General features: G+C 58.9%; 22 protein-coding genes. 17 read left to right on the top strand and 5 right to left on the bottom strand.

The window, feature by feature from the left end; translation table 11 throughout:
* Positions 1 to 116: 116 nt before the first annotated feature.
* From gatC to CJU81_RS05480, 5 genes are all read left to right on the top strand, one after another.
* The gene (gene gatC / locus CJU81_RS05500; protein WP_016781778.1) at positions 117 to 404 is read left to right on the top strand and encodes an Asp-tRNA(Asn)/Glu-tRNA(Gln) amidotransferase subunit GatC; all 288 of its coding nucleotides are present in this window, start codon (positions 117 to 119) and stop codon (positions 402 to 404) included.
* 15 nt (positions 405 to 419) lie between these two features.
* The gene (gatA, locus tag CJU81_RS05495) at positions 420 to 1,871 is read left to right on the top strand and encodes an Asp-tRNA(Asn)/Glu-tRNA(Gln) amidotransferase subunit GatA (protein WP_095035823.1); all 1,452 of its coding nucleotides are present in this window, start codon (positions 420 to 422) and stop codon (positions 1,869 to 1,871) included.
* A gap of 10 nt (positions 1,872 to 1,881) precedes the next feature.
* Positions 1,882 to 3,327 (top strand): Asp-tRNA(Asn)/Glu-tRNA(Gln) amidotransferase subunit GatB, encoded by a 1,446-nt coding sequence (gene gatB, locus CJU81_RS05490; RefSeq protein WP_095035822.1) that lies wholly within the window; start codon positions 1,882 to 1,884, stop codon positions 3,325 to 3,327.
* A gap of 158 nt (positions 3,328 to 3,485) precedes the next feature.
* Positions 3,486 to 3,857, top strand: coding sequence for a septal ring lytic transglycosylase RlpA family protein (locus CJU81_RS05485; RefSeq protein WP_095035821.1), 372 nt, complete (start codon positions 3,486 to 3,488; stop codon positions 3,855 to 3,857).
* A 50-nt stretch (positions 3,858 to 3,907) separates the two neighbouring features.
* On the top strand, positions 3,908 to 4,948 hold the full coding sequence (locus tag CJU81_RS05480; protein WP_095035928.1) for a calcium/sodium antiporter: 1,041 nt from the start codon (positions 3,908 to 3,910) through the stop codon (positions 4,946 to 4,948).
* Here the strand turns inward: CJU81_RS05480 and CJU81_RS05475 are convergent.
* Positions 4,945 to 5,886 (bottom strand): AEC family transporter, encoded by a 942-nt coding sequence (locus tag CJU81_RS05475; protein WP_095035820.1) that lies wholly within the window; start codon positions 5,884 to 5,886, stop codon positions 4,945 to 4,947. The two genes, CJU81_RS05480 and CJU81_RS05475, sit on opposite strands and share 4 nt — an antisense overlap.
* Positions 5,887 to 5,950: 64 nt before the next feature.
* Positions 5,951 to 6,508, bottom strand: coding sequence for a hypoxanthine-guanine phosphoribosyltransferase (locus CJU81_RS05470; protein WP_088378128.1), 558 nt, complete (start codon positions 6,506 to 6,508; stop codon positions 5,951 to 5,953).
* A gap of 165 nt (positions 6,509 to 6,673) precedes the next feature.
* Between CJU81_RS05470 and upp the strand changes: the two genes are divergently transcribed.
* Positions 6,674 to 7,312 (top strand): uracil phosphoribosyltransferase, encoded by a 639-nt coding sequence (gene upp / locus CJU81_RS05465; protein WP_095001117.1) that lies wholly within the window; start codon positions 6,674 to 6,676, stop codon positions 7,310 to 7,312.
* Position 7,313: 1 nt separating this feature from the next.
* On the top strand, positions 7,314 to 8,591 hold the full coding sequence (locus tag CJU81_RS05460) for a uracil-xanthine permease family protein (RefSeq protein ID WP_016781771.1): 1,278 nt from the start codon (positions 7,314 to 7,316) through the stop codon (positions 8,589 to 8,591).
* 81 nt (positions 8,592 to 8,672) lie between these two features.
* Here CJU81_RS05460 and hemH read toward each other — a convergent pair whose 3' ends face one another.
* Both hemH and CJU81_RS05450 read right to left on the bottom strand, forming a co-directional pair.
* Positions 8,673 to 9,698 carry a ferrochelatase gene (gene hemH / locus CJU81_RS05455; protein WP_095035819.1) on the bottom strand — a complete coding sequence of 342 codons (1,026 nt, stop codon included), beginning with the start codon at positions 9,696 to 9,698 and terminating at the stop codon, positions 8,673 to 8,675.
* Positions 9,699 to 9,711: 13 nt separating this feature from the next.
* Complete coding sequence (locus CJU81_RS05450) at positions 9,712 to 10,614, bottom strand: TIGR01777 family oxidoreductase (protein WP_095035818.1); 903 nt, start codon at positions 10,612 to 10,614, stop codon at positions 9,712 to 9,714.
* Positions 10,615 to 10,806: 192 nt separating this feature from the next.
* Between CJU81_RS05450 and CJU81_RS05445 the strand changes: the two genes are divergently transcribed.
* From CJU81_RS05445 to CJU81_RS05400, 10 genes are all read left to right on the top strand, one after another.
* Positions 10,807 to 11,790: an NAD(P)/FAD-dependent oxidoreductase gene (locus tag CJU81_RS05445; protein ID WP_095035817.1), complete on the top strand. Its 984-nt coding sequence runs from the start codon at positions 10,807 to 10,809 to the stop codon at positions 11,788 to 11,790.
* A gap of 172 nt (positions 11,791 to 11,962) precedes the next feature.
* On the top strand, positions 11,963 to 12,931 hold the full coding sequence (locus tag CJU81_RS05440) for a DUF523 and DUF1722 domain-containing protein (protein ID WP_095035816.1): 969 nt from the start codon (positions 11,963 to 11,965) through the stop codon (positions 12,929 to 12,931).
* A gap of 2 nt (positions 12,932 to 12,933) precedes the next feature.
* Positions 12,934 to 13,872: a MerR family transcriptional regulator gene (locus tag CJU81_RS05435; protein WP_095035815.1), complete on the top strand. Its 939-nt coding sequence runs from the start codon at positions 12,934 to 12,936 to the stop codon at positions 13,870 to 13,872.
* A gap of 8 nt (positions 13,873 to 13,880) precedes the next feature.
* Entirely contained in the window at positions 13,881 to 15,326 is a 1,446-nt protein-coding gene (phrB, locus tag CJU81_RS05430) for a deoxyribodipyrimidine photo-lyase (protein WP_095035814.1), read from the top strand.
* Entirely contained in the window at positions 15,319 to 16,089 is a 771-nt protein-coding gene (locus CJU81_RS05425) for an SDR family NAD(P)-dependent oxidoreductase (protein WP_095035813.1), read from the top strand. Before phrB ends, CJU81_RS05425 begins: the two co-directional genes overlap by 8 nt.
* Positions 16,086 to 17,333 (top strand): NAD(P)/FAD-dependent oxidoreductase, encoded by a 1,248-nt coding sequence (locus CJU81_RS05420; RefSeq protein WP_095035812.1) that lies wholly within the window; start codon positions 16,086 to 16,088, stop codon positions 17,331 to 17,333. Before CJU81_RS05425 ends, CJU81_RS05420 begins: the two co-directional genes overlap by 4 nt.
* Positions 17,330 to 18,130 (top strand): DUF1365 domain-containing protein, encoded by an 801-nt coding sequence (locus CJU81_RS05415; RefSeq protein ID WP_095035811.1) that lies wholly within the window; start codon positions 17,330 to 17,332, stop codon positions 18,128 to 18,130. Before CJU81_RS05420 ends, CJU81_RS05415 begins: the two co-directional genes overlap by 4 nt.
* Positions 18,117 to 19,388, top strand: a complete 1,272-nt coding sequence (locus CJU81_RS05410; RefSeq protein WP_095029033.1) for an SAM-dependent methyltransferase — start codon at positions 18,117 to 18,119, stop codon at positions 19,386 to 19,388. Before CJU81_RS05415 ends, CJU81_RS05410 begins: the two co-directional genes overlap by 14 nt.
* On the top strand, positions 19,381 to 19,875 hold the full coding sequence (locus tag CJU81_RS05405; RefSeq protein WP_095035810.1) for a DUF2878 domain-containing protein: 495 nt from the start codon (positions 19,381 to 19,383) through the stop codon (positions 19,873 to 19,875). The genes CJU81_RS05410 and CJU81_RS05405 overlap by 8 nt, the downstream gene beginning before the upstream one ends.
* A gap of 99 nt (positions 19,876 to 19,974) precedes the next feature.
* A complete protein-coding gene (locus CJU81_RS05400) occupies positions 19,975 to 20,280 on the top strand; it encodes a YkgJ family cysteine cluster protein (protein ID WP_095001104.1) in 306 nt (101 codons plus the stop codon).
* A gap of 10 nt (positions 20,281 to 20,290) precedes the next feature.
* Here CJU81_RS05400 and CJU81_RS05395 read toward each other — a convergent pair whose 3' ends face one another.
* Positions 20,291 to 20,809, bottom strand: a complete 519-nt coding sequence (locus tag CJU81_RS05395; protein WP_095035809.1) for an acyloxyacyl hydrolase — start codon at positions 20,807 to 20,809, stop codon at positions 20,291 to 20,293.

Below are 20,809 nucleotides of genomic sequence, written 5' to 3'. Positions count from 1 at the left end.
GCGCTTTTCTGAGCACCAACTCCCATAATCGCGGCCATATGACCGTAGAAATGCGGTAGTGTTCCGACAATCTAACACACGGATAGCATCCGTCCTGTTTTCCACTGGAGAATCCCATGGCGCTAGACCGCTCCGACGTGGAAAAAATCGCACATTTGGCCCGTCTTGGCCTCAATGATGCCGATATTCCACGCACCACCGAAGCCCTTAACAGCATTTTGGGGCTGATTGATCAGATGCAGGCCGTCGACACTACCGGTATCGAGCCTCTGGCCCACCCACTGGAAGCCAGCCAGCGCCTGCGTGCAGACGTCGTGACTGAAAGCAATCATCGCGAGGCTTACCAGTCCATCGCACCAGCGGTCGAAAACGGCCTCTATCTGGTTCCTAAAGTCATCGAGTAAAGGGAAAGAGCCTGCATGCATCAATTGACTCTGGCCGAGATCGCCCGCGGACTCGCCGATAAAAAGTTTTCTTCTGAAGAGCTGACCAAGACCCTGCTGGCGCGTATCGCCCAGCTCGATCCTCAGCTCAACAGCTTCATCACCCTCACCGAAGACCTTGCTCTAGAGCAGGCCAGGGCTGCTGACGCACGTCGCGCCAACGGTGAAACCGGGGCCCTGCTGGGTGCGCCAATCGCTCACAAGGACCTGTTCTGCACCTTGGGCGTGCGCACCAGCTGCGCCTCGAAGATGCTCGACAACTTCAAGGCACCTTACGACGCCACCGTGGTTGCCAAGCTGGCCGCAGCCGGCGCCGTGAGCCTGGGCAAGACCAACATGGACGAGTTCGCCATGGGCTCGGCCAACGAATCGAGCTACTACGGCGCAGTGAAAAACCCGTGGAATCTTGAGCACGTACCCGGCGGTTCGTCGGGCGGTTCGGCAGCGGCAGTTGCCGCCCGTCTGTTGCCTGCGGCGACCGGCACCGACACTGGCGGATCTATCCGACAGCCGGCAGCCCTGACCAACCTCACAGGCCTGAAACCGACGTACGGTCGCGTTTCGCGCTGGGGCATGATCGCTTACGCCTCCAGCCTCGACCAGGCTGGCCCTTTGGCTCGCACGGCCGAAGATTGCGCCATCCTGCTGCAAGGCATGGCCGGTTTCGACCCGCAAGACTCCACCAGCATTGACGAGCCAGTGCCGGACTTCAGCGCCAATCTCAACGGCTCGCTGCAAGGCCTGCGCATCGGCGTACCTGCGGAGTTCTTCAGCGAAGGCCTCGACCCGCGCATTGCCGAGCTAATCCACAACAGCGTCAAGGAGCTGGAAAAGCTCGGCGCCGTGATCAAGCCCATCAGCCTGCCGAACATGCAGCACGCGATTCCTGCGTACTACGTGATCGCCCCCGCAGAGGCTTCGTCCAACCTGTCGCGTTTTGACGGCGTGCGCTTCGGCCATCGCTGTGAAAACCCGAAAGACCTTACCGACCTGTACAAGCGTTCGCGCGCCGAAGGCTTTGGCCCGGAAGTACAGCGCCGGATTCTGGTCGGTGCCTACGCCCTGTCAGCCGGTTACTACGACGCTTACTACCTGCAAGCGCAAAAAATCCGTCGCCTGATCAAAAACGACTTCATGACTGCGTTCAACGAAGTCGACATCATCCTCGGCCCAACCACGCCTAACCCGGCCTGGAAAATCGGCGCTAAAAACAGCGACCCGGTTTCGGCCTATCTGGAAGACGTCTACACCATTACCGCCAACCTTGCGGGCCTGCCGGGCCTGTCGATGCCAGCCGGTTTTGTCGATGGTCTGCCAGTAGGCGTGCAGCTGCTTGCGCCTTACTTCCAGGAAGGTCGCTTGCTCAACGTCGCTCACCAGTATCAGTTGCACACTGACTGGCATACGCGCTCACCTGCCGGCTTCTGAGGAGAAACACATGCAATGGGAAGTTGTGATCGGGCTGGAAATTCACTCCCAGCTCGCCACCCAATCGAAGATTTTCTCCGGTAGCGCCACCACCTTTGGTGCCGAACCGAACACCCAGGCCAGCCTGGTAGACCTGGGCATGCCCGGCGTACTGCCGGTGCTGAACCAGGAAGCCGTGCGCATGGCCGTCATGTTCGGCGTGGCCGTTGACGCTGAAATCGGTCAGCACAACGTGTTTGCCCGCAAGAACTACTTCTACCCCGACCTGCCCAAGGGCTACCAGATCAGCCAGATGGAACTGCCGATTGTTGGCAAGGGCCACCTGGACATCACCCTTGAAGACGGCACCGTCAAACGTGTCGGTATTACCCGCGCGCACCTTGAGGAAGATGCGGGCAAAAGCCTGCACGAAGACTTCAGCGGCGCCACCGGCATCGACCTGAACCGTGCCGGCACCCCGCTGCTGGAGATCGTTTCCGAGCCAGACATGCGCAGCGCCAAAGAAGCCGTGGCCTACGTCAAGGCGATGCACGCCCTGGTACGCTACCTGGGCATCTGCGACGGCAACATGGCTGAAGGCTCGCTGCGTTGCGACTGCAACGTCTCGATTCGCCCGGTCGGCCAGGCCGAGTTCGGGACTCGCTGCGAGATCAAGAACGTCAACTCGTTCCGTTTTATCGAGAAGGCGATCAACAGCGAAGTACAGCGTCAGATCGAGCTGATCGAAGACGGTGGCAAGGTCATTCAACAGACTCGCCTGTACGACCCGAACAAAGACGAAACCCGCGCCATGCGCAGCAAGGAGGAAGCCAACGACTACCGTTACTTCCCCGACCCTGACCTGCTGCCGGTGGTGATCGAAGATGCATTTATCGAACAGGTTCGCGCCACCCTGCCAGAACTGCCACCGCAAAAGCGCGAGCGCTTCCAGTCGCAGTTCGGCCTGTCGGCCTACGACGCCAGCGTATTGGCTTCGAGCCGCGAACAAGCGGACTACTTCGAAAAAGTCGTGAGCATCAGTGGCGACGCCAAGCTGGCGGCCAACTGGGTGATGGTTGAGCTGGGCAGCCTGCTCAACAAGCAAGGCCTGGACATTGACCAGTCGCCAGTCAGCGCCGAGCAATTGGGCGGCATGCTGCAGCGCATCAAGGACAACACCATCTCCGGAAAAATCGCCAAGGTAGTGCTTGAAGCGATGGCCAATGGCGAAGGTACTGCGGACGAAGTCATTGAAAAACGTGGCCTCAAGCAAGTAACCGACAGCGGTGCCATTGAAAAGGTGCTGGATGAAATGCTGGCGGCCAACGCCGACCAGGTCGAGCAATACCGTGCGGCAGACGAAGCCAAGCGCGGCAAAATGTTCGGTTTCTTTGTCGGCCAGGCGATGAAAGCGTCCAAAGGCAAAGCCAACCCGCAACAGGTTAACGAACTGCTCAAAAGCAAGCTTGAAGGCTAAAGCAACGTTTGCGAACGACCTGTAGTCGCTGACGAGGTACGAGGCTGCGATGGGCTGCGAAGCAGCCCCGGTTCTCTGAAGACCCTTAGGGCCTTATCGCAGCCTCGTGCCTCGTCAGCGACTACGAGTTTTTCCAAATCGCACAAAAGGATCCCCCCATGAAGCGGCTACTCGGCGCCTGCGCCCTGCTCAGCTTGCTCGCCGGCTGCGCCAGCCATGACATAGACCCCCGCGGCTATGACCAAACCGGCACGGCCTCTTATTACGGCGCCCGCCACCACGGCAAACGTACCGCCAGTGGCGAGCCTTTCGACCAGCACGGCCTCACCGCCGCCCATCGTCAGCTACCCTTCGGCACGCGCGTGCTGGTGACCAACCTGAGCAACAACAAATCCGTCGTGGTGCGCATCAATGATCGCGGACCGCACACCCGTGGCCGCCTGATCGATCTTTCCCGCCAGGCGGCTGCACAACTGGGCATGCTGCGCAGCGGCACCGCCAAAGTCCGTGTTCAGGGCTTGAGTGATTAACTGAGGGAGTTGTCGCCATTTTGGGTTTGAGCGCGCTGTCACCGTGGAACTTGCTGCAACTGTTCTGCGGCCTTGTACTGCTGATCGCCGGGGCCGAATTGCTGGTGCGTTGCGCTGTGCGTATGGCCGCCAACCTTAAGGTGCGTCCGCTCTTGATCGGCCTGACTGTCGTGGCACTGGGCAGCAGCGCACCGCAATTGACCGTCAGCCTGCAAGCCGCCCTCAATGATTCCACGGACATTGCCGTGGGCAGTGTGATCGGCAGCAATATTTTCAACGTACTGGTCACCCTGGGGCTTTCGGCGCTGATTATCCCCCTGCGGGTGTCGCGCCAATTGGTGCGCCTGGACATTCCGTTGATGATTGTGGCCAGCGCGCTGGTGTTTGCACTGGCCCTGAACAAGCAGCTCGACCGCCTGGACGGCGTCATCCTGCTGGGCGGCCTGCTGGTCTATCTGGCTCTGCTGCTACGTCAGTCGCGCCACAGCGGCCATCATCACAGCAACCACGACCTGCCCCGTACCTCCTGGCTGCATAACATCCTGCTGATGCTTGCAGCCTTGCTTCTGCTAGGGGTTGCCGGGCATTTGCTGCTCGGCGCCGCAGTCACTGTCGCCACCGAGCTGGGCCTGTCGGAGCGGATCATCGGGCTGACCATCATTGCCGTCAGCACCTCGCTGCCAGAACTCGCCACCTCGCTGATCGCCGCCTTTCGCGGCCAGCGCGAGATCGCCGTCGGCAACGTGATTGGCAGCAACGTCTTCAACCTGCTGGGAGTACTCGGCCTGACCGCCCTGGTGGCGCCTGCGCCCTTGTCGGTATCGCCCAACGCCCTGGCGTTCGACCTGCCGGTGATGCTGGGGGTCGCGGCGCTGTGCCTGCCCGTGTTCTACACCGGCTACCGCGTCACCCGGGCTGAAGGACTGCTGTTTCTGGGCCTGTATCTGGCCTATGGGCTGCATGTGGTGTCGTTCACCACCGGGATGCCCCTGGCGGGCAAACTAGAGCACTTGATGGTGTTTTTTGTGCTGCCGGCGCTGCTGGTATTTTTGCTGTTCAGCACCCTGCGCGCCTGGCGGCGACAGCACTAGATCCAGCCGCCCCACTGCAACACAAAAATCCCGATATTGGTCGTGAGCGCGGCCATCAAGGTGGTGATCACGATAATCGCGGCCGCCAGTTCGTGATTGCCATTGGCTGCCCGCGCCATGACATAACTCGCAGCCGCAGTCGGACTGGCGAAGTACAGAAACAAAATCCCCAGTTCCGGCCCACGGAAGCCGCAGAGCCAGGCGCCCAGGGTTGCGAGCAGCGGCATGCTGACCATTTTCACCAGGCTGGCGCTCAGCGCCATATCGCCGCTTTTGCGCAAGCTCGCCAACGACAGCGTGCCGCCTATGCAAATCAGCGCCAGCGGCAGGGTCATCGCGGCCAGATATTCACCCGATGCCTGCAACCAGCCGGGCAAAGCCACTTTGAACACTGCGAACGGTACTGCGGCCAGAACGCTGATGATCAGCGGGTTTTTGACCACGCTTTTGCAAATACTCCACGGGTCTGACTTGATCACCGGGCTGTATACCGCCAGCACAATGGTCGACAGGGTGTTGTAGAGCAAAATCACCAGCCCGGCGAGTACTGCCCCCAGCGAAATCCCGTAGTCACCGTACATGCTGGCCGCCAGAGCCAGGCCGACCACCCCGTTGTTGCCGCGAAAGGCGCCCTGGGTGTAGATGCCGCGATCTTCCCGCGGGCAGCGCCAGATCGACCAGCCCCACGCCAGCGCAAAGCTGAGCAAGGTCGCCGCAACAAAATACGCCAACACCTTGGGCTGCAAGGCCGCCCTGAGATCGGCGTGCAAAATACCCAGAAACAACAACGCCGGCATGGTGACGTTAAACACCAGTGCCGACGCAGTATGGATAAAGTTGTCATTGATCCAGCCCACACGTTTGAGCACCACGCCTAAAAACAGCATGGCAAACACCGGGGCGGTAATCGTGAGCGTCTGAAGGAAAATAGCCAGCATGTCAGCCCACTCGTGGGGGAACAGCGGGTTGAAGCTCCCTGAAAGAGAGCTTCAACGCTCTTTTTTACATACCTTTGACGGCGTAGATACCGGCAGCATTACGCCAGTAGCCTTTGTAGTCCATGCCATAGCCAAACACGTAGCGGTCAACGCACGGCAAGCCCATGTAGTCGGCCTTAAGGTCTGGACGCGCCTTGCGATCATGTTCCTTGTCGATCAACACCGCGGTATGTACCTGACGGGCACCCGCGTGTTTGCAGAAATCAACAATCGCGCTCAGGGTATGACCTTCATCGAGGATGTCATCGATGATCAGCACATGACGGTCGATAAATGACACTTCCGGCTTGGCTTTCCAGAACAGGTCACCGCCCGTGGTTTCATTGCGATAGCGTGTCGCGTGCAAATAAGACGCTTCAAGCGGGAATTGCAGATGGGTGAGCAGTTTGCCGGAAAAAATCAGGCCGCCGTTCATCACACAAAATACCACTGGATTGGTCTCGGCCATTTCAGCCGTGATTTGCGCGCCAACGCGGGCAATTGCCGCCTCGACTTCAGCTTCGGTGTACAGGCAGTCAGCCTCTCGCATGATTTGACGGATATGCTCGAGATCAGCAGACATGACGCTCTCCAGGGGGGGTTGTGCAAGAAAAGCGGGCAAAGGTACGCATCCGCTTGGCTCAGATCAAGCATTTATGGACTAACGTGCAGTAATGTCTGTAGGACATCACCCCGGATTAGATTAATCTAGGCCGGTTTTTTTGCCTGCCCCCGGAGTTTTTTCCCTATGCCTATCCGTGAGATACGCCACCCGCTGATCCGTCACAAACTCGGCCTTATGCGCCGCGCTGACATTAGCACGAAGAATTTCCGCGAGCTCGCTCAGGAAGTCGGCGCTTTGCTGACCTATGAAGCTACCAGTGACCTGACCCTCGAAACCTACGATATCGACGGCTGGTGCGGCACTGTTCAAGTTGAAAAAATCGCCGGTAAGAAAATTACCGTCGTACCGATCCTGCGCGCCGGTATCGGCATGCTGGAAGGTGTCCTGAGCCTGATCCCGGGCGCTAAAGTCAGCGCTGTCGGCATTGCCCGCAACGAAGAAACCCTCCAGGCCCACACCTACCTGGAAAAACTGGTTCCGGAAATCAACGAGCGTCTGGCGATGATTATCGACCCGATGCTGGCCACCGGCTCGTCGATGGTTGCCACCATTGACCTGCTGAAAAAAGCCGGCTGCAAGGAAATCCGCGCCATGGTGCTGGTTGCTGCGCCTGAAGGGATTGCTGCGGTTGAAGCCGCTCACCCGGACGTGACCATCTACACCGCCTCCATTGATGAGCGTTTGAACGAGCACGGCTACATTATTCCGGGCCTGGGCGATGCCGGCGACAAGATCTTCGGCACCAAGCAAAAGGACATTTAACATGCAGGACGAGTTCAACGACCCGCTCTGGCGCCAGATAATCTCTGGCGCGCAGATGCTCTTCGTGGCCTTTGGCGCGTTGGTGTTGATGCCTTTGATTACAGGCCTGGACCCTAACGTTGCGTTGTTCACGGCGGGTCTCGGGACTCTGCTGTTCCAGATCGTGACCCGGCGCCAGGTGCCGGTCTTTCTGGCTTCGAGTTTCGCTTTCATTACCCCGATCATTCTCGCCAAGGGCCAGTTCGGCCTGGCTGCGACCATGGGCGGCGTGATGGCAGCCGGTTTCGTGTACACCTTTCTCGGTTTCGCGGTAAAGCTCAAGGGCACCGGTTTCATTGACCGCCTGCTGCCACCCGTGGTGATTGGCCCGGTGATTATCTCGATCGGCCTGGCGATGGCGCCGATTGCGGCGCATATGGCCATGGGCCGCGCTGAAGATGGCACCGAGCTGATTCACTATCAGACGGCCATGCTGATCTCGATGCCAGCACTGCTGACCACCTTGATCGTGGCCGTATTCGGCAAAGGGATTTTCCGTCTGGTGCCGATCATTGCCGGCGTGCTGGTAGGTTTCGGCATGGCGTTCTACTTCGGTGTTGTCGACACCGCCAAGATCGCCGCCGCCCCCTGGTTTGCGCTACCGCACTTCACCGCGCCGGAGTTCAACTGGCAGGCGATTCTGTTTATCGTCCCCGTGGCACTTGCCCCGGCCATTGAACATATCGGCGGCGTGATTGCCGTAGGCAGCGTGACCGGTCGTGACTACCTGAAAAACCCGGGCCTGCACCGCACACTGTTCGGTGACGGCATCGCCACCACGGCTGCCGGTATGCTGGGCGGACCACCCAACACCACCTACGCCGAAGTGACTGGCGCAGTGATGCTGACCAAGAACTACAACCCGAAAATCATGACCTGGGCGGCAATCTTTGCCATCAGCCTGGCATTTATCGGCAAGTTCGGCGCACTGCTGCAAAGCATTCCGGTGCCGGTGATGGGCGGGATTTTGTGCCTGCTGTTCGGTTCGATTGCAGCGGTGGGCATGAACACCCTGATCCGCCATCAAGTCGACCTGAGCGAAGCACGCAACCTGGTGATCGTCTCGGTGACCCTGGTATTCGGGATTGGCGGCGTACTGATCGGTACGGGGATGGGGCCTGAGGACTTCGGTCTCAAAGGCATCGCGCTGTGCGCCATTGTGGCGATTGCGCTGAACCTGATCCTGCCGGGCAATGACAGCTGGAAGCACAAGAAAAAAGGTGACGGGCCGGTTATCTAAATCGACCCTGCTCTGCCCTCACCCTGCTTTGCTTTTAGTCCCCTCTCCCTCCGGGAGAGGGGCTTTAAGGCCTTCAGGCTTTTACAGCGCCAGCGGCGCCCTCTCACACAACGTGTTCAACGCCTGCGCCCACTGCGGGTTGTCATTGAGACACGGCACCAGCACCAACTCCTCGCCACCCGCCTCGATAAACTGCTCGCGTCCGCGATCGCCAATTTCTTCCAGGGTTTCGATGCAATCGGCCACAAACGCCGGGCACATCACCAAAATCTTTTTCACCCCTTGCTTGGCCAACGCATCCAGCCGCGCCTCGGTGTAAGGTTCGATCCACTTGGCCCGACCCAGACGGGACTGGAACGCTACAGACCACTTGCCCTCAGGCAGGCCCATGCGCTCGGCAAAGGCCTGGGCCGTGCGCAGGCACTGGGCCCGATAACAGGTGGCAAGCACCGCAGGTGAAGCGTTCTGGCAACAATCTTCATTCTTGAAGCAGTGATTACCGGTTGGGTCCAGCTTGTGCAAATGCCGCTCGGGCAACCCGTGAAAACTCAGCAGCAAGTGATCGTAGTTCTGCTCCAGATGCGGCCTGGCACTGGCCACCAGCGCATCAAGGTACTCAGGCTGGTCGTAGAACGGCTGCAGAATGGAGAACTCGATTGCCAGCTGGTTGGCCTTCACCACCCGCTTGGCTTCTTCGATAACCGTGGTCACCGTACTGTCAGCGAACTGCGGGTACAAAGGTGCCAGAGTGACTTTTTTGATGCCCTGTGCAGCAATCCGGGTCAACACGGTTTCAATCGATGGCTCGCCGTAACGCATTGCCAGCTCGACCGGGCCCTGGCTCCACTCTTTGGTCATGGCCTGTTGCAAGCGGCGGCTGAGCTCTACCAGCGGCGAACCTTCCTTCCACCAAATCGAGGCATAGGCATGGGCTGACTGCTCGGGCCGCTTGATCAGGATCAACGACACCAGCAAGCGTCGCACCGGCCACGGCAGATCGATTACATACGGGTCCATCAAAAACTGATTCAAGTAGCTGCGTACATCCGCTACCGAAGTAGACGCCGGCGAACCCAGGTTAACCAGCAACAGCGCGTGATCGGTCATGCAACTTCCTATTTCAGGGGCGGGCGGCTACATCTTCGAGCGCCGCACGCAAATCGGTGAACTGAAAAGTAAAACCGGCTGCCAGCAACCTTACAGGCACCGCCCGCTGGCCACCCAACAACAAGCCCGACATTTCGCCCAGCAGCACGCGCAATACAAAGGCGGGCATGGGCATAAACGCCGGACGGTGCAACACATGGCCCAAGGTCCGGGCAAACTCGGCATTGCGTACCGGCTGCGGCGCGCAAGCATTATAAGGACCGCTGGCGGCATTCTCATGCACAAGAAAATCAATCAGGGCGATTTGATCCTTGATATGAATCCACGGCATCCATTGCCGACCATTGCCTATCGGCCCGCCCAACGCCAGCTTGAACGGCAACAACAGACGCGACAAAAAGCCGCCTTCGGCTGCCAGCACCAACCCTGTACGCACCATGACTACACGCATGCCCAAGGCCTGCGCCTGCTGTGCGGTCTCTTCCCAGGCAATACACAAGTGACTGGCGAAATCTTCACTCACAGGCGCTGAGTCTTCTGTCAGTTCACGCTCGCCAGCGTCGCCATACCAGCCCACGGCCGAACCCGATACCAACACTGAAGGCTTTTGCTCACGACTTTGCAGCCAGGCCACCAGGGTTTCAGTCAGGGTAATACGGCTGCTCCACAACAAGGCCTTGCGCTTGCGGGTCCAGGGTCGATCGGCAATCGGGGCACCGGCCAGGTTGATCACCGCATCAATCGGTTCCTCACCCAGCTCTTCAAGCAGGGCCACCCCTTTGACCTGGGCACCGCATAATTGAGCCACCTGCTCGGGGCGCCGGCTCCACACACTGAGGCGATGGCCTTGCGCCAGCCAGTGACGACAGAGCTGACGCCCTATCAAGCCCGTACCGCCGGTCAGCAAAATGTGCATGAGTTGATCCTCACAAGGAGTTTTATCGGGAGCACTGGTCTATTTTTATATAAAGACCTTTTATCAGTCGTTGACCTGATTTAAGAATAGGCCACATGGATCTGGAAGAAGCACCAAAACCTATACTAAAAAACATTATTGTACAGGTATTGCCGACGGCGTAGTCTGTGCAAACAGAGATCGGGGGCCCTAATGACTGTACCAATCGCAATTATCGGTGCCGGCATAGCCGGGCTGGCAGCAGCAAATTCCCTGCACAAGGCGGGGCATGCCATTCAGTTGTTCGATAAAAGCCGAGGCAGCGGCGGGCGCATGTCGAGCAAGCGCAGCGAAGTCGGGGTACTGGACCTGGGGGCTCAGTATTTCACCGCACGCGACCGCCGTTTTGTCGATGAAGTCCAGCAATGGCAGGCCAAAGGCTGGGCCGTCGAGTGGGAACCCCATCTGTACCACTACAAAAATGGCCAACTGACCCCCTCCCCTGACGAACAGACCCGCTGGGTGGGCACGCCGCGCATGAGCGCCATTACCCGCGGTCTGCTGGGCCAGTTGCCCATCAGCTTTGCCTGCCAGATCACCGACCTGATCCGGGGTGAACACTGGCATTTACTGGATGCCGAAGGCGAGGAGCACGGCCCGTTCAGTCACGTCATCATCGCAACTCCAGCACCGCAAGCCACTTCCCTGCTGGCCAGCGCACCGAAACTGGCAAGCACCGCTGCGGGGGTAAAAATGGAGCCTGCCTGGGCTGTTGCCCTGGCCTTTGAGTCGCCCCTCGATACGGCCATGGAAGGTTGCTTTGTACAAGGCAGCCCGCTGGACTGGCTGGCCCGAAACCGCAGCAAACCCGGGCGTGACAGCCAGCCTGACACCTGGGTCCTGCACGCCACCAGTACCTGGAGCAAGCAGAACCTCGACCTGGCCAAAGAGTCGGTGATCGAACATTTGCACGGCGCCTTTGCCGAATTGATGCACTTCCCTACCCCTGCACCGATTTTCAGCCTGGCCCACCGCTGGCTCTACGCCCGTCCTGCTGCGGCTCATGAATGGGGTGCGCTGGCCGACTCTGACCTGGGCCTGTATGCCTGCGGCGACTGGTGCCTGTCAGGCCGCGTCGAAGGCGCATGGCTAAGCGGCCAGGAAGCCGCGCGGCGACTGATTGAGCATCTGGACTGAAGCCACAACACGTGCTGTAGCAGCTGCCGAAGGAACGATGCAGCTGCTACGCGGGATTAATACCTCCCAAATACCTGTACAAGAAATTTGACTTGTACAACATCCGGCATATGATGAACTCAAGTTGTACATCAATAAAAAGATGTACAAGTAATTCTTGGAGGTTCGTCACATGGCCAGCGCAGCATTCGCTCCACACAAACCGAAAATCGCCATCAGCGCCTGCTTGCTGGGGGCCGAGGTGCGCTTCAACGGTGGGCATAAAGAATCGCGGCTGTGCAGCCAGGCATTAAGCCAGCACTTCGAGTTTGTCCCGCTCTGCCCCGAGGTCGCCATCGGCCTTGGCATTCCGCGCCAGCCAGTGCGGCTGGTTGGCGACCCTGCACAGCCCCAGGCGGTAGGCACTGTCGACAGTACCTTGAACGTGACCCAGCCATTGCATGACTACGGCGTGGAAATGGCCGCAGCGCACACTGACATCTGTGGCTACATTTTTATGCAGAAGTCGCCGTCATGCGGACTGGAGCGGGTCAAGGTGTATCAGGACGGCGGCCGCCCTGCCGAGCTTGCCGGGCGTGGTATCTACGCCCGGGCATTCTGCGACGCTCACCCCGATTTGCCGGTGGAAGAAGACGGCCGCCTGAACGACCCCGTGCTGCGCGAAAACTTCATGACCCGGGTTTACGCCTACAGCGCCTGGCAGACACTGCTCAAACAGGGCATCACCCGCCGCTCACTGACCGAGTTCCATGCCCGCTACAAATACCAGCTGATGGCCCATCACCCGGTGCAGTACAAAACCCTCGGTGCACTGCTCGGCAACCTCGGCAAGCAAGACCCGCGAGCCATTGCCCCGCACTACTTCAGCGAGCTGATGAAAGCCCTGAAAAAATGCGCCACCCGCCGCACGCACACCAATGTGCTGCAACATATCAGCGGCTACCTCAAGCAATCCATCAGCGCGCAAGACAAGCAGGAAATGCAGCAACTGATTGGCCAGTACCTGCACGGCATCGTGCCACTGGTCGTACCGCTGACCCTGCTCAAGCATCACTTTCGCCTGCACCCGCACGCTTATATCTCGCGCCAGGTTTACCTGCAGCCGCATCCGGAAGACCTCAGCCTGCGTAATGCCATCTGACCATGAATGATGATCTGATCATGTCCAACACCCCTGACACTGACTACAGCCAGGCGCTGGCCGAAGGCTGGTTGCCCATCCGCGAAGTGTCGCGCATCACCGGTGTGAATGCCGTGACCCTGCGCGCCTGGGAACGCCGCTACGGCCTGATCGTGCCGCACCGCACGGCCAAGGGCCATCGCCTGTTCTCGACCGAACATATCCAGCGCATCCAGCAGATTCTGTTGTGGCTCAACCGTGGCGTGTCGGTCAGCCAGATCAAGCCGCTGCTCAACGCGCCAGCTGCACTGGCCCCGGCCCCTGACAGCGATTGGCAGGCATGGCGGCAAACCATGATTGAAGCCATCAGTGAGCTAGCAGAACGCCGACTCGACGACTGTTTCAACCAAGCAATGTCGCTCTACCCTGCCCGCCCGCTCTGCGAGCAACTGCTGCTGCCCCTTTTGAACGAGCTGGAACAACGCTGGCAAGGGCAGTTCGGTGCGCAATTGGAGCGGGTGTTTTTCCAATCCTGGCTGCGCAGCAAACTGGGCGCGCGGATTTATCACAACAACCGCTCGCTCAAGGGCGCACCGATACTGCTGATCAATCATTCGGACCTGCCCTTCGAGCCGCAACTGTGGCTTACCGCCTTGCTGGTCAGCAGCAGCCACTGCCCGGTCGAAGTATTCGACGCACCTGTGCCCGGCGGCGAACTGGGCCTGGCTGTCGAGCATTTGAAGCCCCGCGCCGTGGTGCTGTATTCCAGCAAAACCCTCAATACCCATCAATTGCCCCGACTGCTGCAGGGTATCGACTGCCCGATCCTGATCGCCGGACCAACGGTATGCATCCACTTCGATCAGTTGTCCGTAAGTACAACCGAGATCGCAGGATTGTATCTGGCCCACAACCCGGTAGAGGCCAATCAACGCCTCAGCCAACTCGGCCTTTATCGCTAGGAAATAATATGCAACTGATCTGGCTGCGCACCGACTTGCGCCACGACGACAACACCGCCCTGAGCGCCGCCGCCAAACGCGGCCCTACCCTGGCCGTATACCTGATCAGCCCCGAGCAATGGCTGGCCCATGACGATGCGCCAAGCAAGGTAGACTTCTGGCTGCGCAACCTGCGCACTCTGAGCAACAGCCTGCAACAGCTCAATATTCCTTTGCTGATTCGTACCGCGCCCACCTGGGACCAGGCGCCTGCGGTGCTCCTTGAGCTGTGCCAGCAGCACGGAGTTGAGGCGGTACACACCAACCAGGAATATGGCATCCATGAAACCCGCCGCGACCAGGCAGTGGCCCGGGCCCTGGAAGCGCAAGGCATCGAATTTCACAACTACCTCGACCAGTTGCTGTTCCAGCCGGGCAGCATCCTCACGCAGTCGGGCTCGTACTTCCAGGTCTTCAGCCAGTTTCGCCGAATATGCTACAACCGCCTGCATATGGCCTTGCCCAAGTTGGTTGCCAAGCCTGAAAAGCAGTCACTGCTGAATATAGAGAGCGACGCCATACCCGAGTCTGTCAGCGGTTTCGCTGTGCCCAGTGAATCACTGCGGGCACTGTGGCCAGCAGGCGAAGATCAGGCAAGCCAGCGCCTGGCGCAGTTTGCCGATGAGCAGATCCACTACTATCAGGACGAACGCGACCTGCCCGCCAAACCTGGTACCAGCCAACTATCGGCCTATCTTGCGGCTGGCGTGATCTCACCCCGCCAGTGTCTGCACGCCGCATTGCAAAGCAACAACGGCGAGTTCGAAAGCGGCAGCCCGGGGGTGTTTACCTGGATCACCGAGCTGCTGTGGCGCGAGTTTTATAAACATATCCTGGTGGGTTACCCACGGGTGTCACGTCATCGCGCCTTTCGCCCGGAAACCGAATACCTGCCCTGGCGCAACGCGCCTGATGAACTGAGCGCCTGGAAACAGGGGCGCACAGGCTTCCCGATTATCGACGCGGCCATCAGGCAGTTGCTGGAAACCGGCTGGATGCACAACCGCCTGCGCATGGTGGTGGCGATGTTCCTGACCAAAAACCTGCTGATCGATTGGCGCGAAGGCGAGCGCTTCTTTATGCAGCATCTGATCGACGGTGATCTGGCCGCCAACAACGGCGGCTGGCAGTGGAGTTCATCTACCGGTACCGATTCCGTGCCGTATTTCCGAATTTTCAACCCGGTCACCCAGTCAGAGCGCTTCGACCCCGAGGGCAAATTCATCAAGCACTGGCTGCCTGAGCTGGCCGAGCTGAATAAAAAACAGGTACACAACCCCGCCTCTCTGGGTGGTCTGTTTGGCGTGGCCAATTACCCGGCGCCCATCGTCAACCTGAGCCAAAGCCGTGACCGTGCTTTGAGCGCTTTCAAAAATCTGCCGTCGCGGCAAATGCTGGAGGCCAGTCATGGCTGATCGACGGCGGATCTGGCTAACAGGCGCCAGCAGCGGGATTGGCGCACAAATGGCTGAGGCGTTGCTTGTCAGCGGCGCCCGGCTGGCGTTGAGCGCCCGCACCCTGGAGCCCTTGAAAGCCTTGTCCGACCGTTACCCCGGACAGGTCTTGCTGGTGCCCGGAGACCTGACCGACAGCGTACAGGTACGCGAGATCGGCAAGCGTATCGCCCAGGCCTGGGGTGCGCTGGACACCGTGATCCTCAACGCCGGCACCTGTGAGTATGTCGACGCCCGCCAATTCGACGCGGCACTGGTCGAACGCGTGGTGCGCACCAACCTGCTGGCCAGCAGCTATTGCCTTGAGAGCGCACTGCCACTGTTGCGTGCAGGCTCACAGCCGCATCTGGTGGGCGTGGTCAGTTCGGTCACCTATTGGCCACTGCCCCGGGCCGGGGCTTATGGAGCGTCAAAAGCAGGCCTGCGCTATTTGCTCGAATCGCTGCGTATCGATCTGGCCCAGGAGAATATTGACGTAACCCTCGTCAGCCCGGGGTTTGTTGATACGCCCTTGACCGAAAACAACGACTTCCCGATGCCCATGCGCTGGTCTGCGCAAAAAGCGGCGCAGCACATATGCCAGCGACTGGAAAAACGCCCGCTGGAAATCGCCTTTCCCGCACCGTTCATTGCCATTCTGCGGCTGCTGGCAAACCTGCCAAAACGCCTGCAAGTGGCGCTCGGCAAGCGTCTGGCGCGCACATCAGACGGTAAGCCATCATGAAAATAGCGATCATTGGCAGCGGGATTTCAGGGCTGACCTGCGGCTACATGCTGCATAAAGAACACGATATCAGCGTTTTCGAGGCCAGCGACTGGGTCGGCGGCCACACCCACACCCTCAATGTCAGCGTCAAAGGCCAGACTTATGCCGTGGACACCGGCTTTATCGTATTCAACGACTGGACTTACCCCAACTTCATCAAGCTGATGGATCAATTGGGGGTTCGCTCCAAAGCCACTGAAATGAGCTTTTCCGTTCACGACACCGACAGCAACCTCGAATACAACGGCAACACCCTCAACAGCCTGTTCGCCCAACGTAGGAACCTGTTGTCGCCGAGGTTCTGGGGCATGTTGCGCGATATCCTGCGTTTCAATCGCGAAGCCATTCGCGACCTGAACGAGCAGCGCATTGCCAGCGACACCCGGTTGGGTGACTACCTGCAGCAACGCGGCTATGGCTCGCGCTTTATCGAGCACTACATCGTGCCGATGGGGGCTGCGATCTGGTCCATGTCCCTGGCCGACATGCTGGCTTTCCCGTTGCAATTCTTTGTGCGTTTTTTCAACAACCACGGCTTGCTCAGCGTCAGCAATCGCCCGCAATGGCGTGTGATCGAGGGCGGTTCCAGTGCTTACATAAAACCCTTGAGCGCAGGGTTTGCCGACAAAATTCGGCTCAACTGCCCGGTGATCCAGGTCGCGCGCAATCCCGAAGGTGTTCTGGTGCATAGCATTGGTGGCACTGAATCCTTCGACAAGGTGATCTTTGCCTGCCACAGCGACCAGGCCCTCAGGTTGCTGGCCAACCCTTCGGCTGCCGAGCAGCAAATTTTGGGAGCAATGCCCTACGCAGATAACGACGTGGTACTGCATACCGATACCCGCTTGCTGCCTGACAGAAAACTGGCTTGGGCCAGCTGGAATTATCGCCTCGGTGGCGCAGGGCAAAAACGGGCAGCCGTGACCTACGATATGAACATCCTGCAAGGGATTCAGAGCGAGACCACATTCTGCGTCAGCCTCAACCAAACCGTAGCCATTGATCCGCTCAAGGTGCTGGCCAGCTATACCTACGCGCACCCGCAATACAGCTTGGCCGCCATTGCCGCACAAGCGCGCTGGCAAGAATTGCTGGGCGCGCAGCACAGCTATTTTTGTGGCGCTTACTGGGCCAACGGTTTTCATGAAGACGGCGTGGTCAGCGCATTGCGCGTGGCCCGCGCCTTCGGCCAGCAACTATGAACAGCGCCCTGTACAGCGGCTGGATCGGCCATCGGCGTTTTACCCCAAAGCCCCATGCCTTTCGCTATCAGATCGGCCTGTTGTATCTGGATCTGGATGAGCAAGACGCTGTACTGGGGCTTTCACCACTGGCAGGGAAAAGTCGCTTTGCGCCCTTCTCCTTTCGTGAAACCGATTACCTGAAAACCTTCACTGCAACTGGCATGCGCCTGATTGATGCGGTACGCCAGCAAGTTGCCAGCGCTTTGGGTCGTACGCCGCAAGGCCCGATCTGCCTGCTCACACAAGCCCGTAGCTGGGGGCTGTCCTTCAACCCGGTGAGTTTCTTCTATTGCTACGAAGCTGACGGAAAACTGGCCGCCGTCCTGTGTGAAGTCACCAATACGCCTTGGCGCGAACGTTATCACTATGTGCTCCCCGCCAAGGGAGACGGTTTTTCCCACGTTGCCGTGGCCAAGGCCTTCCACGTATCCCCTTTTCTGCCACGAGATCTGGAATACCACATGAGCTTCAGCCCGCCCCAGGCCAGGCTCGGGGTGCATATGGCCGACTGGCAGGGTGATCAGAAACTGTTCGATGCCACCCTCAACCTGCAGCGCACAGCGCTGGATCGTGCAGGCCTGCATCGCTATTTGTGGCAATTTCCGTGGATGACCGCCAAAACCTGCCTGGCCATCTACTGGCAAGCCTTGCGCCTGTTTCTCAAGCGCACACCGATTTTTTCCCATCAGGCCGCCGACGGCGCCTTTCGCATTGCCGCCCTGCAACCCAAGGATCAACGCCATGAAGAGCCCTAGCCTGGTGAGCAAAACCTCACTGTCGACTACCCACAACCTGACCAGCGCGTTGCTGCGACGCGGGGTACTGCGCCAACTCGGTCAATTGAAAAACGGGCATTTGGTCGTTATCGAAAACGGTGAACGCCTGATGTTCGGTGACAGCGGCGCGGGTCTGGTGGGTGAGGTGCAGATTCACGACGCAAGTGTCTGGGGCATGCTCGCCAGCAATGGCTCGATTGGCGCAGGCGAAGCCTTTATTCATGGCTACTGGAGTTCGCCTGACTTGACCAAAGTGGTCCGCGTGCTGGTCAGCAACATGGACGTGCTCGATGCCATGGAGGGTGGTCTGGCGCGCCTGGGTCGCCCGCTGATACGCGGTTTGCACTGGATCAATCGCAACACCCGCAAGGGCTCGCAGAAGAATATCGCCGCGCACTACGATCTGGGCAATGAGATGTTCGAGCAGTTTCTTGACCCGACCATGATGTACTCCGCCGCACAGTTTTTAACGGCTGACGACACCCTGGAGCAAGCCCAGCTCAATAAACTGCAGCGCATCTGCCAGAAGCTCGACCTCAAGCCCGAAGACCACCTGCTGGAAATCGGTACCGGCTGGGGCAGCATGGCATTGTTTGCAGCCCAGCATTACGGCTGTAAGGTCACGACGACTACATTGTCCAAGGAGCAATTCGACTACACCCAAGCCCGTATTGAGGCATTGGGCCTCCAAGATCAGGTGATTTTGCTGCTGGAGGATTACCGCGACCTGACCGGGCAATACGACAAGCTGGTGTCGATCGAGATGATCGAAGCCGTCGGCCATCACTTTTTGCCGAGCTACTTCAAACAATGCTCGCATCTGCTCAAGCCTCATGGGTTGATGCTGCTACAGGCCATCACCATTCGCGAGCAGCGTTACGAGCAGGCGAAAAGCAGTGTGGACTTTATCCAGCGTTATATTTTCCCCGGTGGCGCATTGCCCAGCGTGCAGAAAATGCTCGAAATTGTCGGCAAGGACACCGACATGAACCTGATGCACATGGAGGATTTTGGCCTGCACTACGCCAAAACCCTGCGCTTGTGGCATGAGAACTTTCGTCGCGCACACGGCCGTTTAACAGAACTGGGCTACGACGAATACTTTCTGCGTCTGTGGGAATTTTACCTATGCTACTGCGAAGGTGGCTTTCTTGAGCGCAGCATCGGCACGGCACAACTGTTGCTGGCCAAACCGGCGGCCATGCCCGCGCCCTTGCTTGGGCGCTTCAATGCTTAAAAACCTGGGCAGTGCCGTGCTGTTCCAGCTCGGCTGGTTTGCCTGTGTACTGGGCGGCAACAGCCCGTTGCTACTGCTGGCGGGCGGCGCTCTGCTAGTGCATCTGTTGTTTATAAGTCGCTCGATGGCAGAAGTGCGGTTAGTGGTTGTGGTCTGTTTGCTTGGCAGTGCGGTAGACAGCCTGTTGCTCAATGCCGGAGTTTTCGCCTTCAAGCAGCCCGGTTTATTGATTCCGTTCTGGCTGATACTGCTTTGGGCCCTGCTGGCCATCACCCTGAACCATTGTCTGGCGTGGACCGCCAAACCCTGGTGGCGTGCTGTTTTGCTGGGCGCCATCGGTGGGCCGCTGTCGTATTACGCCGGGCAACGTCTGGGCGCGGTGCAATTTCCCCTGGGCCTGTGGCCGACGCTGCTTGGGTTGAGCGTGCTGTGGGCCGGGTTGTTTGCATTGCTAATCACCTGTAGTCGCTGCCAAAGGCTGCGATAGGGGCCGCAGGACCCTCGCAGCGTTTGGCAGCGACTACAAAAGCCGGCGTTCATCAGCACATTCACACCTGATGCCAGCACTGGCTTACACTGCGCGCCTATGACCAACATCCCCCTGACCGAAATTACCGAACCCGCCGTTACCTGTTCGACGTGCGCGGCATGTTGCTGCCAACTGGAAGTGATGCTGATCACCGACACCGGCGTGCCCGAACGCTTTATTGCAGAGGATGACTGGGGCGGCGAAGTGATGCTGCGCCTGGATGATGGCTGGTGTGCGGCTTTGGACCGCAACACCATGATGTGCACCATCTATGAGCTTCGCCCACTGATTTGTCGCGAATTCGAGATGGGTGAGGTCGAGTGCCTCAATGAACGCCAGGGCATTGCCACGGCATATCGCTAAACACCTGCCTCTACAGCGGCATGGTGTAGTGCAGCGCATAGCTTTCTACGCCGTCATTGGTGCTGGAGATCCCGGCATTGGAGTAGTGAGACGCGCGTATCCCCACTTCATGCCCCCCCGCAAAACGCAGACCAAAGCCCAAACGGTCTTCAAACTGGAAAGCGGTTCCCAGCCGGTTGCCTTCAACTTCAGTGTGGGAAAATAACGCCACCCCTATCCCGGCCTCAAGATAAGGCTTTATGTTTTCGCCGGCGAACTCGTACACCAGCACGGGCGAGAACGACAGACTGTTGCTCGCGGATGACTTATCCCCTTCCCAGTAGGTGTAAGCACCGTCCCAATAGCCCGTCAGTCGTCCAACATCACTTTGCAGCCAGCTTTTGTCCCAGTCAGACTTCAAACCCAGGCGATAGGTCATGGTCGATTCGCTGGTGTGCCCTACCGCAAATTCAAGACCGGCAGCCTGTGCCGTATAACTGTGCCCCAGTGCAGCGGCTGCAAGCGCAGCCAAACAAAACAGTCGCTTCAT

The organism is Pseudomonas fragi, from assembly GCF_002269505.1.
Classification (GTDB): Bacteria; Pseudomonadota; Gammaproteobacteria; order Pseudomonadales; family Pseudomonadaceae; genus Aquipseudomonas; species Aquipseudomonas fragi_D.
The sequence above is the reverse complement of the archived record's forward strand: the minus strand, read 5'-3'. Positions and strand labels throughout refer to the sequence as shown.